At 45.7% G+C, this 13,613-nt stretch carries 10 protein-coding genes; 2 read left to right on the top strand and 8 right to left on the bottom strand.

Annotation, left to right across the window (positions count from 1 at the left end):
- Positions 1-163 precede the first annotated feature (163 nt).
- From B5X68_RS01900 to B5X68_RS01915, 4 genes are read right to left on the bottom strand one after another with little or no spacing between them, the layout of a single operon-like run.
- Positions 164-5,218, bottom strand: coding sequence for a T9SS type A sorting domain-containing protein (locus tag B5X68_RS01900; protein ID WP_170916556.1), 5,055 nt, complete (start codon positions 5,216-5,218; stop codon positions 164-166).
- 14 nt (positions 5,219-5,232) lie between these two features.
- A complete protein-coding gene (locus B5X68_RS01905; RefSeq protein ID WP_082212977.1) occupies positions 5,233-5,502 on the bottom strand; it encodes a hypothetical protein in 270 nt (89 codons plus the stop codon).
- A gap of 49 nt (positions 5,503-5,551) precedes the next feature.
- Positions 5,552-6,694 (bottom strand): NAD(P)/FAD-dependent oxidoreductase, encoded by a 1,143-nt coding sequence (locus B5X68_RS01910; RefSeq protein WP_082212978.1) that lies wholly within the window; start codon positions 6,692-6,694, stop codon positions 5,552-5,554.
- 5 nt (positions 6,695-6,699) lie between these two features.
- Positions 6,700-7,365, bottom strand: a complete 666-nt coding sequence (locus B5X68_RS01915) for a peroxiredoxin (RefSeq protein WP_082212979.1) — start codon at positions 7,363-7,365, stop codon at positions 6,700-6,702.
- Positions 7,366-7,405: 40 nt separating this feature from the next.
- On the opposite strand from B5X68_RS01915, the gene B5X68_RS28555 reads away from it, so the two are divergent.
- The gene (locus B5X68_RS28555) at positions 7,406-7,639 is read left to right on the top strand and encodes a hypothetical protein (protein WP_141110162.1); all 234 of its coding nucleotides are present in this window, start codon (positions 7,406-7,408) and stop codon (positions 7,637-7,639) included.
- A gap of 184 nt (positions 7,640-7,823) precedes the next feature.
- Positions 7,824-9,572: a PKD domain-containing protein gene (locus tag B5X68_RS01925; protein WP_082212981.1), complete on the top strand. Its 1,749-nt coding sequence runs from the start codon at positions 7,824-7,826 to the stop codon at positions 9,570-9,572.
- A 15-nt stretch (positions 9,573-9,587) separates the two neighbouring features.
- On the opposite strand, the gene B5X68_RS01930 is transcribed toward B5X68_RS01925, so the two are convergent.
- The 4 genes from B5X68_RS01930 to B5X68_RS01945 all read right to left on the bottom strand — a co-directional run bounded on the left by B5X68_RS01930 (position 9,588) and on the right by B5X68_RS01945 (position 13,611).
- Positions 9,588-10,106, bottom strand: coding sequence for a DUF4123 domain-containing protein (locus B5X68_RS01930; RefSeq protein ID WP_082212982.1), 519 nt, complete (start codon positions 10,104-10,106; stop codon positions 9,588-9,590).
- A 3-nt stretch (positions 10,107-10,109) separates the two neighbouring features.
- Positions 10,110-10,421 (bottom strand): hypothetical protein, encoded by a 312-nt coding sequence (locus B5X68_RS01935; protein ID WP_141110163.1) that lies wholly within the window; start codon positions 10,419-10,421, stop codon positions 10,110-10,112.
- Between the two features lie 107 nt (positions 10,422-10,528).
- On the bottom strand, positions 10,529-10,816 hold the full coding sequence (locus tag B5X68_RS01940) for an immunity protein Tsi6 family protein (RefSeq protein ID WP_082212984.1): 288 nt from the start codon (positions 10,814-10,816) through the stop codon (positions 10,529-10,531).
- Positions 10,817-10,818: 2 nt separating this feature from the next.
- The gene (locus B5X68_RS01945; RefSeq protein WP_082212985.1) at positions 10,819-13,611 is read right to left on the bottom strand and encodes an RHS repeat-associated core domain-containing protein; all 2,793 of its coding nucleotides are present in this window, start codon (positions 13,609-13,611) and stop codon (positions 10,819-10,821) included.
- Positions 13,612-13,613: the final 2 nt, after the last annotated feature.

Below are 13,613 nucleotides of genomic sequence, written 5' to 3' on the forward strand. Positions count from 1 at the left end.
ATTTTTTGGCTATGTAGCCTGCTGACCGATCACATCGCAGTGATGGCGCTTCGGGATTTGGGTTAAATTGAATGATGGCTTATTACATCGCACAAACTTTTGATGGGGTCATCAAGAAAGTGTCGTTTTGTCGAAAATTGCTTGCAAAACAGCTTCTTACAAGTTAAGGCAACAATAATTTCCTCGTTACGAGACCATTTTTCGTCTTTACGTTTATCACCAAAATCCCCGGCGGAACATGTGCAAGATCCACACTCGAAGAAGCTGAACTGGCCACTAACCTGCCTGAAAGATTGATCACCGTGACCTGCTCAATCGCATCTTTACTGACCACATATGCCGTGCGCCCAGTATCTGCCCAAACGTATAAGTCGGTGTCCGCAAGATTAATGGTAACTGCTTTAACCCGCGAGTGCGCTATGCTGCCATCAAAATCCGTTTGCCTAAGGCGATAATAATTGGTGCCCGGGAACGGATTTTCATCCCCGAACAGATAGTCGTTCGTTTTCTTCGTGGTTCCGTTCCCAGCCACAAAACCAATGTCCTGCCAGCTGAAACCATTCACACTCCGCTCGATGTAAAAGCCAGCGTTGTCGGTTTCGGTAGCAGTGCGCCAGCTTAGCCGTACACCATTGCCAGCAGCCTTTGCATTAAATTCAGCGAGATTGACGGGCAGGGTTGAGTCGTAAATCAATTTCAGCATGTTACCGGACGAATTGTCTATTCGCCAGCGACTGATGCCCGTTACGACACTGAATTCACCCGAAATGGAAGTCGCATTCAGGATTACAATTTCATCGCCGTCCATTGGCGTGTAATTGACGATCACTTTCAGTGTGCCGCCTAGCCTGGCGTTGCCTAGAACGGCTATCTGATCGTAATCCACACCAGCAGCGCCACGACCGTTGATCTCAATCAGCATAGTGCTGTTACTGAAATCCTGATTGCCCAGGAAAGTGATTTTGCCCGGAGAATAACCTGGCGACAATGTGCCCCCTGCGTGCGTAAAGGACGATGCCGCAATTTGGCCGGTCCCTTTCAAGACGCCGTCATTATCGTTGCTGAAATTGCCTGTCGCTTGCTTCGAGATCAAGGTTGGGACAGCGGTTATGCCTCCAATAGTAACATTGCCTGCATTGGTAAATGTATTATTCTCAACCAAAATGCCTTCATCAGCATTGTCAACGGCAATGTTTCCTCCTGCACCGTTTTCAAAAGCTGACTGATTGCGGATTCCGTAAGTTCCGACGCTGGCATTTGCACCAATGGCAATCACTGCGGTGTTGGCAAAAGTACCCGCAAAATTACGAAGGCCTGCCGCTGTGGTGCGATCAATGTGAATGCTGGCTTCCTCGCTATTGATGAATGCAGCTTCATTAAAAATTCCGTGAACGCCAACATCCTCAGAACCACCGATTGTGATTTTCGCTTTGTTCGTGAAAGTGCCGCCGGATGCATACAAACCTGTATCCGTACTGCGATCGATGCGAATATGGCCTGCGTTGTTGTTAAATGCTGCGCGATTTACCAGTCCGTAGCGTCCTACCGCAGTTGCCGCGCCGATGGTGATATTTCCTTCATTGGTGAATGTGCCCAATGCATTGGACAAAGCAATATCAGCAGCGTTATCAATGCGGACGTGGCCGCCAGTAAGGTTATCAAAAGTGGAATTGGTTTCCAAACCCACTTGCCCTACGGTGGATATTGCCCCAATTGAGACATTGCCCGCATTGGAAAAGTCTGCATCGTTTCGCAATGCCATGCGGAATGTACGATCAACGGAAACCGTTCCACCTGACAGATTCCGGAAGGTTGCCTTATTGATAAAGCCCGAAGGACCAACGGCCTCGTTGCCACCGATAGACAAAGTGCCTGCATTTTCAAAGGTTCCGGTTGCGTGTGTGAGCCCTACAACGGTTGACCGATCTATCTGAATGTTGCCGCCGGCATTGTTTCGGACGACCCCCCGGCTTTCCATGCCGGATGTGCCCACGGTTGCCGCAACCCCGATGTGGATATCGGCGTTATTCACCAGCGTATTTGTAAGATAAAGCGCGCAAACTTCCGAATTAGAAATCTCGACTTCGCCCCTAGACCCGTCAGTACCCGTATTGTTGGTAAATGTTCCGGTGATATAGAGTCCATAATTTCCAACATTTGCCAAAGACCCGATCTGCAAACGACCAGCATTGTTGAAAAATCCTTTAACCTCAACTGAAACAGCACTACTGCGGTCGGCTGTGAGCAGGGCGCCGGTGTTGTTATTAAAGGTTGCATTTCCACTGATAAAAATGGTCGTCGAGCCACTCGTCCCATTCGCACCCAAACGGATTTCTCCCGAATTAGTGAAAAGACCATCAATGTGGTTCAGACTTAATCCACCATATGCCTTCGTCTTGTCAATATGGATTTTCCCCGTTGCCGAATTGTTAAAATTAGTTTCTGTCCATAAGCCATGCGTGCCGATAGTTCCTATGCCGCCCATGTAAATCGCTCCCTCGTTCGTGAAGCTTCCGGAGAGGTGGTGAATCGCCGCGCTAAGCGTATGATTAATATGGATCTCGCCGTTACTTGAATTGTTTAAGACAGCATGATTTTCTATGCCTGTATCACCGCCGGAAGTTGCTTCGCCAATGATTATATCCCCCTCGTTGTTGAGTGTACCCGCGGCATTGTATAATCCAAATTTGCCAACCTGGTCAATATGAATGCTTCCGGTGGCATTATTGGTGAAATTGGCCCAGTTCGCAAGTCCGTTGCTACCGGCTCCTGGCGTGACGCCGATGAAAATTTTTGCGTCATTGATAAAATCTCCTGATGCATTATAAAGGCCGCTTCCGGTTGATCGCTGGATCTTAATTTCCGCACTGCCCGAATTATGAAAATTCGCAAGATTCTCTATGCCCGTTGCACCGACGCTGAAATTATCGCCAATCGTGATTGCCGCTGCGTTGTTGAATGTCGCACTGATGGATTTTAGCGGATCAGCATTGTTCATCAGCGCCCTGAGCACTGAACGGTCTATTTTTATGTGTCCGGCGCCCTGGTTAATAAATGTCGCGTCGTTCCAGATTCCGTGGTTGCCCACATTACCCAGACTGCCAATTGTAATGCTGGCCTCGTTCCTGAAAGTCCCGTTTGCATTGAAGATTCCTGTGTCTTCGGAGCGGTCCACATGGATATTCCCGCCCGCATTATTAGTGAGGCTTCCCTGATTAACGATGCCAAAAATGCCCGCACCGCTTTGTGAACCTATACTAAGTATTCCGTTGTTCGTTACAGTGCCCAGATTGTTTAGCGCCGCTGTGAAGCTGAATGTTTCGGCACCGGAAGCAAGCGATTGATAGGGTAAACTGCCATAAAGTGTAAGGCTTGCCTCATTTTCAATGGTTAATATTGCACTGGCATCCACTTTTACAGCCAGCGCAACAGCTGTTGTGCTTCCGCTGATAACCGGCAAGTTTGCCACAAGCGGGATTATTACAGCATTGGAAGCAGCCGGCACACTTTTGTCCCGCCAGTTCTCACCATTTGCCCAATCAGATGAAACGGCTCCGGTCCAGATATCTGTTTCATCCACAACAACTTCCAGTCTTAATTTAACCGGGTTATTTGCATAAACAACTTCACATGTGGTGGTGGTTTTGGAACGAATTTTAATTTGATAATCCCCGTCCGGAAGACCGGTAAAGGTGGGACCATCAGACCAGGAACTTCCGTCATTTACACTATATTCCAGCTCGCCGCTGCCCTCGGTATTAATGGTAATGGTTCCTGTAGGCAATACTTGGCTTGGTTGAACAACCGTTGGTTCACTGATAATGACTCGTATAATGCCATCGGGTACGGTCAGTTGCCACGGGACAACAACCGTACATCCAAGTGCTGATCTGATTTTGACATATAATGTGTGCACACCTGCACCGATTGATTCACTTGGTTCGAAGGAATTTGATCCTGCGTGATATGTCCCGGCCGAAATGGTTGCCTCTGCGTCTGTGTAAACCCCTTCTGTAAAAAAGCCTTCGGTGCTTCCCAACGTCAACAGGTTGACGGCACCTCCGCAAGCCGGAATCGTGTTGCTTGACACTATTATTCCGCTATTCAAAATAGCCCTGATTGTTTGGCTGCTGGCTGAATATGCGAGGATACCACTGTTTTGCATGCTTGTTGTAAATGGATGAGCCCTTTGCGATTGTATATAGAGCAGCCCGGAATTGCTGAAAGTCCGGTTGTTGTCCAACGCCGAAAAGATAGAAAGTTCTGCACAGGAAACATTAAAGAAGTCGCCCTGATTCTTGATTGCTTTTTCAAGGGAACGCCCCGGGTCGCTCGTCCCCACTACCATCTTACCCTTATTATAAAAGTCGCCGGAGGCTGTTTGATATATTCCGCTGATAGCGCGGTCAATTGCAATGTTACCTCCAACTTCATTTGTAAAATCCCCCATATTTTCGATCCCTGCGTCGCCTACGTTTTCCAGTGCGCCAATTCGGATCATTCCCTCATTGGTAAATGTTCCCCGTAAACCTGTTTCCGTATTTTCATAGTTTACAATTCCCCTCAGACGGCTGCGGTTGATCTCAATGTTTCCGCTTTGCTTATTGTTAAATATGTGTTCATTCCAAATCCCGTGAACACCTACCGCTATTTCTGCACCGATGAAAATACCCGCTTCGTTGTTGAATGTGCCGGTTGCAGTATTGTAAATCCCGGTATCCTTCAGTGCGTCAATGTGAATTCTTGCACCGGATTTATTATCAAATGTGCCCTGATTGACTACGGCATACTCAGGAATCGGGAAGAGTACGGTGCCTAACTGAAGGCCTCCTTCATTGACAACATTACCCAGATTGTTCAGCGCAGCCCTGAATGTGAACGTTGTAGTGTATTCGTAGGAACCACTGACGATCAGTATGGCCCCTGCTCCGATTGTAAGCTTCGCGTCAGGCTTTATCAGCACAGATTTTGCACGCCGCACCGCGTTGCCTCCCATCACGGGCGCCGTTGCGGATGCAGCGATCACCACATCGGAATTTGTGTCCGGCACGCCGCCCGACCAGTTTTCTGCATTGTCCCAATCCGAGCTCACGCTTCCATTCCAGGTTGTCTGGGCCCATACCCGGGTTATTGTAAGAAGCAATAACGTTAATATCAGCAGTGAAATCCGCAACTTCCGGATGTCACTGCTGTCGGTAGTAAGTAAATTTTGTTTCATTAGTTCTGATTTTGTCATTCCGTTGCATACTGCGCCACATCTTCCACACGGAATTTGTTTAGCTCGACAATCTGCGCGCTGGGACGCATCAGCGGGGGAATGGACTGCATTACCTGTTCTTTATTATCAAAATCGTAGATAAACCACATCTTATGCACGCCGTCTTTACAGCCCCAGTGTGCCTGGGAAATGATATGTGACCCGGAGCTGAGAAATACGTTAATCACGTGCATGCAATCCGACACTTTTTCGGAATGAGGGATTTCAACCAGATACTTAGGCATATTTTTGAGGTTTGAAAGTTGTGTCAAAATCTGTTTTCTTACAAAAATCTTATATACCGAACCAGCGGCTCACCCTGCTTGAACCAAAATGTTCCTTATCAGCCACAAGCTCGTCCGAGGCCTTGGTATATGTTCCAAATGGTGATGGCCCTGAGAAAAAATCCACGTTTACCTGCCCTACCCGGCCATCACCGAATTCAATATAGCAGATCCCGTTGCCTTTATAGGCTTCCGGTTCTTCACCACGCTCGTAATCCGCGATGATCGACGCTGCCGCAACTTTGGCAGCGCCTTCTGCAAACACGCCAGCTTTGGGTGTGCCTACGCTGTTGACATCACCGATTGCATAAACGCCCGGATATTTTGTTTTCAAATTATCTTTGGAAACAGGGATCCAACCTTTCTCGGTCATACCGCTATCTTCCACCACTTTTGGAACACGGTGTTTGGGAATGCCCAGGAACAGGTCGAAAGGCATTTCTTCCCCGTCTTCAAGCATTGCAACTTTCCTTGAGGGGTCAATTGCTTTTACCACATGTTTTGGAATAAAACGAATTTCGCGCTCTGCAAAAGCGTCCATCAAAGCGAGGGAAGTGTCCGGTGACGGCGGGATAGGAAGCCCAAATGGCATGACAATGCTGATCGTGCAGTTTTTCCGGATGCCACGTTTTTCCAGATAATCGTGCATCAGCAGTGCTGCTTCGCTGGGTGCGGGCGGACATTTGAACGGAGCAGCGCATACGCCGACAATCACGTTGCCTTTTGAAAAAGATGGAAGGACTTCACGCAGCTTTTCGGCACCGGCAAAGGAATAGAATTCGTTTCCACCTTCCGCCAGGCCGGGTGTTGCCGCCACGTCGTAGTCCGCGCCAAGCGCGATCACCAGAATGTCTGCTTCGTAAGTGGCGCCGCTCTGTGTTTCAACCTTTTTTGATACCGGATCAATAGTGGTTACCGTATCCTGAATGAATCTGACCCCCGATTTCACAATGTGCTTGTAATAAACGCGCACCTGCCCGGCTGTCTTACGTCCGAACATGACATCGAACTTTGAAAATCCGAAAAAAAACGAATCGCTTTTGTCAATCAATGTCAAATCAAGCTGGGTGCCGATCTTCTCCGAAAGGATGGTTGTCAGTTCTAATCCGCCAAAACCTGCGCCGAGCACAACTACACGTAATTTTGCAGCCATGGTGCTTAAATGCTAGCGGGTTGTGGAATGATACGCAGGTACGGTTTGATCGTTTTCCAGCCTTCCGGATATTTCTCCTTCGCTTCTGCATCCGAAACGGCCGGAACGATAATCACCTCGTCGCCATTATTCCAATTTACCGGCGTGGCAACCCTGTGACGGGCAGTAAGTTGCATGGAATCCAACACGCGCAATATTTCGTAAAAATTGCGTCCTGTTGTCATCGGATAGGTCAGGTTAAGCTTGATTTTTTTGTCGGGCCCCACGATAAACACTGAGCGCACAGCCTGGTTGGTCATTGCCGTTCTGCCCTCGGAAGTCCCCGGCTCCTCTGCCGGAAGCATATCATAAAGCTTGGCAACAGCCAGATCCGGGTCTCCGATCATAGGATAATTCACCGCATATCCCTGCGTTTCTTCAATGTCCTTTTCCCATTTCAGGTGGCTCTCAACAGGATCAATGCTGAGCCCGATCACCTTGCAATTTCTTTTCTGAAACTCGGGCGCAAGCTTCGCCATATAACCAAGCTCGGTCGTGCAAACAGGTGTGAAGTCTTTGGGATGAGAAAAAAGAATCGCCCAACTGTCCCCTATCCATTCGTGAAACTGGATTGGGCCTTGTGTCGTGTCAGCATGAAAATCAGGAGCAATGTCATTTAATCGGAGGCTCATAATGATTAGGGATTAATGGTTTATGGATAAAGAAATTCAAATGAGTCGCTTACAAAAGCATATACCACTTTTTGCAAGTCTCACATTGGTAGTTTTCAGGTCTGATCGTGCCCAGAAAAATGATTCTGGCCAGCTTGTTGGCGAAAGACCTTTTTGGAGAAACAACCAGGTTTCCTCCGCACACCGTGCAGCGAATTCCCAGGATAGTCCGTTTAATAATGATTTTGTCCAGATCGATCAGCGCCATAGCATTACCAAAGGTGGCTTTGGTTGATCATATGGTCAAAAAAAAGGGATGAACGTGTCTCTTACGGGACGAACGAACGGAACTTTGGGAAAGCGCATTTTCCAAAATACGTCAAATGACGTATTGCGACTGCCTGGCTACGATTTTACCTTTATTAACAGAACCTGGGACCTTACTGCTGGTTTGTGTGTGAGGGTAAAATGATATTCCGATGATAAAGGCATTTACCTTATTGATTTTCCTGACGTTTTTACTTTCTTGTCACAAAGAAGTTGAGTTTCCAGAAGCAGGTTTCGAAGTGCCGACGGGAACGATCAAGGCTGGCGTTCCCGCGACATTCAGAAACACTTCCCGCAATGCAAGCGCCTACGAATGGGACTTTGGAGATAGCTCCACCATTGTAACGAGCAGTGAGGTTGAGATTTCACATAATTTCAAGATCGGCGGCGACTTCACTGTGAGACTTATCGCTAAAAGTGGCGGCGGATCAAATGGTATTTCCAAAAGTGTTAAAGTTGACGATCCCGACCAGCCGCTGCCTAAGGCAATTTTCGAACTTAATCCGGCCGCTGAATGCCCTGCTCCGTGCACAGTAGCCATCACTAACTCTTCTATTAATTCCACTTCTTATACCTGGTTTTTTGGCGACAATACGCCTGTTGACACGCGTGAACTTAAACTTAGCCGCACATTCAATGACGTTCGCAGTTATGCTATCACATTAATTGCAAAGGCAAACGGCCTTCCCAATGACACGCTGACCAAAACCTTACGCGTAACCGCGCCGCAGGCTGAACAACCGACCGCGGAATTTGATATCTCAGGAGAAAACTGCACGTACAATTGCGACGTCACATTTACGAACCGGTCCGTCAAAGGAATCACGTATCTATGGAACTTCGGAGATGGAAGTTTATCAACAGATCTTTCACCAAAACACAATTACAAGCGGGCAGGAGCATATAATGTCATACTTGTTACCAGGAATGGAAGCTTGACCAGCATGAAAAAGAAGGTCGTTCAGATCTACGCCAAGTGTAAGTTTACCAAACAGACAAGACAGCATCCGATCAGCGGAAATTACGAAGCTCTTTTCAGCTACGACACAAATGATTTCCCACTCCGAAGTACGGAAATAGAAAACGAAGTTTCGGGTGCGCCGGTCTCCCGCATCATCAACGATTATACTTACGCCGACGGCTTTCTGAACGGTCGACAATATTCCTTGTCAGTAAGAAATAATAGCCAGGTTGTGGTGGAGGTCAGCTCGGGAAGGTTTACTCATAAATATAATGCTGACGGATTACTGTCTTCCACCGAAATTTTGAGAACAACCGTCAAGGACCGGAACAATCCTGCCGGGGGAAGTACGATTAGCAAATCTGCCTTTCAGTACGAATATCATGCAAATTATAATGTCTCAAAAGTCACTGTTGACGGCACTGTTTACAGCTATTCTGAAACCGGCCTGCTCACCTCTGTTAACCCGAGCAGTGAAAATACAGGGGAGGTTTATACATTCAAACACCAGAACTTTACCAAAACATACAGGGTCACCAAATATATTATTGCCAATAACAGAATTTCCGAGATCGAGTTTACAGACAATGCAAAGCAAAAATTGGAATATGACAACGAGGGTCAACTGATCAGGAAAACTTTCAGAGATCCGGCTTTGCCTTTCGAAACGAGTTGTGTAGAGGAATGGAAATACGACAATCAAAAAAATATTGATCTGCTCACGCGTGTATATCTGGGTCATCCGTCTTATCTGGCACCGGAAGGGGTTACAGTTCATAATGTAACCAGTTATACCAAGACGATTGTCCGGGCCGGATCGGTGGACGAAACACAGGCAAACGAAGTAACCGCTTTCACGCAGTATAACAGCGAAGGTCTGCCGTTGAAATCGAACCGCTTCGGCGGGGACAACACCTACGTTTACGAATGTAATCGTTAAACGAGCGAGCCGATTTCAGCCGCTTACCGCATCATCCAGAATATATTTCAACAGTGCAGCATCCTGGCGGTCCACAAACAATTGCCCTTGCCAAAGTGAAAAAAGAATGCAAAAAGCCGGATCCTCGTCTTCCATAATGAACTGGTTGACAGGCCCAAAGAACTCCATCAGTTGCTCATGATCGCAAGTAGGAAGGAAAATCCGCAGAACCCGCGGGTCGTAAAACCGGAAGTACAGCTCCTGTCCATCTTCCGTCTGCACCATCAGGAAACGGCGAAAATGCTTGTAAAGCTCTTCAAACTCGGCATTGCTCTCGACCCAAAGGCCCCAGGAATTACCCCATCCTTCGCCCATCACAAACTCCTCAAAATCGGCCGCATACGGATATGTAAACAAGAAAGGCGCCACAGCAGGAAGAATTTCATCCTGCCCTTCCCTGTTACGGTAAAGCGACGAGTGCAACGGATTAAGTTCCCGTGCCCGATCCATGGCATCTTCCATGCGAGCAGCGTCTAGGAGGAGGTGGGTTGGCATATGTTAGTAGCTCTTCGGTTTTTCCCGGAAGTCGTTTGGATATTGAAGTTGGTAATGCTTGGTGGTGCGGTGCGCCTTACTGTTATCCTGGGAAGGGTGCAATTTGAAATATTGTCCAAAGAGAGACAGCTTACACCTGAATTTCATTTCACCAGCATTGTTAACTCTCGCATAAATAAAGAGCGAAACTTCATCGCCATAAACATAAGTAATATACCCTGACGAAATATCCGGATCGAGGCCACATTCGCGGTTCAATTTTTCGTCGAGGACTTTGATTTTATCGCCGATGTTGAGGGGGGTGATGGGTTGCATGGGTTTTAATTGTTTGAGTAGCCAATCATTCAAGCTGTACATACAGCTCGTTTTACATAAATGATATGCCCTGGTCGTCTTATACTTTTAGATTGCGTCCATCACGGTTACAAAATTAGCCTTCGACGTTTTACTAGATCAACAATCTCTTCAACTTCATATAGAACATTCGCAAACTCCATATCCCCAGGCTCAAATTCTCTCAAAGCATATTGGCCGACAATAATGTTATTTAGACCTCCATTATCCGAAAGCTTACCCGAAATTATAGCTTTTAAAAAATCAAGTTGTGCTTCAATCGAAATCAAGATTGTGGATTCCGGCTCAACTAACCTTCTAGAAATACATAGGTTAATTGCATGTTGAATAATTTCATTAGCAGATTTGATGTCCATTTTTAGATATTTATAGGATCAATAATAAAAAATTGTGTCCCACCTCCTTCAGTTATGACCACTTTTCCAGGAGATGACCACACATCCTTTATCGAACTTGTTGATGACTTTAATACTTCAACATCTTTTGTTGTGACAAACACTTTTATTACCTTATTAGTGGGATCAATACCTAATTTATTTGCTGGCGTTCCAGGAATTGCAAAGTAGTTTCCTATGGGATCCCCGAGCTTCTGGTACTGAATTAATGTAGTTCCCTTTGGAATAATTACAACTTCTACTTTTTGGGAAAAGTCAATGCCAGCAACATGATTCTTGATTCGATTCTTACCCCACTTCCTGCTCGATTCAGCTGCCTTAAAATAGTAACGAATCGCATTAATACGACGAATTCTTTGAACTTTGCTCAAAAACAGTCCAGCTTTACTAGTTAAAGACTCAAATTGATATTTTGAATGCTTCGCCAAGGAGGCTATCGGCAATTTCCATTTATTCGGCAAGATGCGAGTAGCTTTTACAAATACCTTTCCTACTGGACCTAAAACTAACCCAAGAGCAGCGCCTGTCTTAGCAGCATTTGCTGCACATTCCCAACAAACCTCTTTGCCTTCTAATTTATCCTTTACAATTGATTCAACTAGCCCCGCAACTGCACCAGACAGTGCGCCAACAACAGCCAGAGCTGCGAGTGACCCTGCCGCAATCGCAATTGCCGGAGCGGAAATGCCAATTGCTGAGGCGATTGCAGCTCCCGCAGCCACAGCAGACCCGCCAGCAATAGCTCCTGCAATAATCCCTGCTCCGATAGACGCTATATTTGCCGTGTTCACCCATTCAGGCAAATTTCCGTCCGTATCTATTTTATTATAAGGGTCGTTAGCTGCGTAACTGTAATTGGTGGCTCCAAAAAGCAACCATTTTGGATCAAGAGATAAATATGAACGCAGAGTCACTGAATAATATCTGGCGACGTTATAATGAAGACCGGTTTCATCATCAAAATAGTGTCCGTTCAGTCGCCATGGCTGTCTGATTTGCGATTTTATGATAACTGCCTCGCCAAAAGCGGTGTAAGAAGCAGTCCAGACTAAATGACCATTCGAATCGGAAACATTTGTAATTGCCCCGCGAATATCCCTATGCATCCAATAAGTTTTCCCATTCTCTACAAAAGCAACGGGGATGTTACTCTCTGCATAAACATAATCGCGAATTATTGTTTCGTTATGGTTTTTGTACTCTTCACTCAGCAGCTTTTCGCCAGACCAGGAATATCGGAATTGTTCTCGTCTGTTAGATTTCCCCACTCTTCTACCAAGGCCATCATAGAAGTATTCCCAAACTTCATTACCAACCTGAGCGGTGGCTAATGTGCCATCATCGCCATAAGTGAAATTTAGTTCACCCCTGCTTTTATCGAAATAGCCTAATAAATTACCTGCAAGATCATAAGGAAGTGAAATACCGTTGAAAGATCTGATCTCGTCCGTATCACCGTAAGCAATCTCGTCTGAAATAGAACGGACGATATTGCCTTTTTTGTCATAGCTGAAATTCTCAGAATAACTGGAATTTACATCATCTGCATGGGTCAGCCTATCCGCATGATCGTAGTTGAGGCGTAAATCCTGATTGACTCCCTCTGCATAATTATTGTATCTAATTAGTCGGCCAAGAAAGTCATACGAATAGATTTGAGAAGTTATATGATCACCATTTGCGTTCGTTATTCTCGATTCTTGAATTCCAGAAAAAGAAAGGTTCTTTTGATATTCAACCAATCCATTGGGATAAATTATCTTATCCAGATTTCCCAAAGAATCATAGTCATATCTTAATGTATCACTATTGACTTTAACGAGGCTTAACTCCTCATTTTCAGAATATTCATATGTAACCGCTAGCTCAGATGGATATTTTACAACTTGAAGTAAATCATCATCATAAGTATATGTGATCTCAGAATCATTGAAGGACTCAGACGACAATTTGTCATTTGAATACTTGTAAGCTATTTCACCGGAAGGGTTGCCTATACCTTCAATTTGGTTTGAATCATTTACATCAACACTTCTATAATTTCCGTCTTGCCACTCAATCCTTTCAATGTGAATGCCATCACTATAAACGCGTTTTTCCTTACCATTTCTTAACTTAATTATCTCGACATCGAATTCGTCATCGTATCTGGAATCTATGGTACTACCGTCTGGAAAAATAAGGTTTTCGATACCTCCATAAGTGTCCATTTTCAGCTGAGTAACCCGCCCCAAAGGATCTACGAGTTCGTGAACCAATTTTCCATCTTCAATGCTGGTCGAATATCTTCGTACTTCACCAGCACGATTTGTTAGTGCTATGAGCTTCTGATTATCGTCATATTCAAATTTGAAACCCCGCTGATCGGGAAATATGACGCGGGAGATCTGTTGATCCTTATTATAGAATATTTCTAGATTTTGTCCATTAACGCCTACTATTGTCGGTAAGTCATCTTTGTAACCAAGTGTGACCGATTCTTGGTTAGCCAGCTCAAATCCAATAGGTCTATCATCATCGTCAAAACGAAAATGACATTTGGCCCCTGATGATCTCTCGGCGCTTGCTAACTGAAAATTCTCTGAAAAGTTTAACTTGAATAGTGCTCCTCTTTTATTTTCAATGATAATGTTCCGCCCTTCCTCGGAGATCTTTTCCGTGTTCCTGGCGGCCAATGCATTCAGGATTTCTTCCCTCTTTTTTTTACGAAAGGGAATTCTAAAAGCATCTAATTGAGAAGACTTTATTGTAAACACGA

It is taken from the genome of Dyadobacter psychrophilus (assembly GCF_900167945.1).
Taxonomy (GTDB): domain Bacteria; phylum Bacteroidota; class Bacteroidia; order Cytophagales; family Spirosomataceae; genus Dyadobacter; species Dyadobacter psychrophilus.

Excerpts from the sequence above, each read along its gene's own strand:
- B5X68_RS01915 (WP_082212979.1), bottom strand. The coding sequence starts at position 7,365 with ATGAGCCTCCGATTAAATGACATTGCTCCTGATTTTCATGCTGACACG.
- B5X68_RS01935 (WP_141110163.1), bottom strand. The coding sequence starts at position 10,421 with ATGCAACCCATCACCCCCCTCAACATCGGCGATAAAATCAAAGTCCTC.
- B5X68_RS01940 (WP_082212984.1), bottom strand. The coding sequence starts at position 10,816 with ATGGACATCAAATCTGCTAATGAAATTATTCAACATGCAATTAACCTA.
- B5X68_RS01925 (WP_082212981.1), top strand. The coding sequence starts at position 7,824 with ATGATAAAGGCATTTACCTTATTGATTTTCCTGACGTTTTTACTTTCT.
- B5X68_RS01910 (WP_082212978.1), bottom strand. The coding sequence starts at position 6,694 with ATGGCTGCAAAATTACGTGTAGTTGTGCTCGGCGCAGGTTTTGGCGGA.
- B5X68_RS01930 (WP_082212982.1), bottom strand. The coding sequence starts at position 10,106 with ATGCCAACCCACCTCCTCCTAGACGCTGCTCGCATGGAAGATGCCATG.
- B5X68_RS01900 (WP_170916556.1), bottom strand. The coding sequence starts at position 5,218 with ATGAAACAAAATTTACTTACTACCGACAGCAGTGACATCCGGAAGTTG.
- B5X68_RS28555 (WP_141110162.1), top strand. The coding sequence starts at position 7,406 with ATGAGTCGCTTACAAAAGCATATACCACTTTTTGCAAGTCTCACATTG.
- B5X68_RS01905 (WP_082212977.1), bottom strand. The coding sequence starts at position 5,502 with ATGCCTAAGTATCTGGTTGAAATCCCTCATTCCGAAAAAGTGTCGGAT.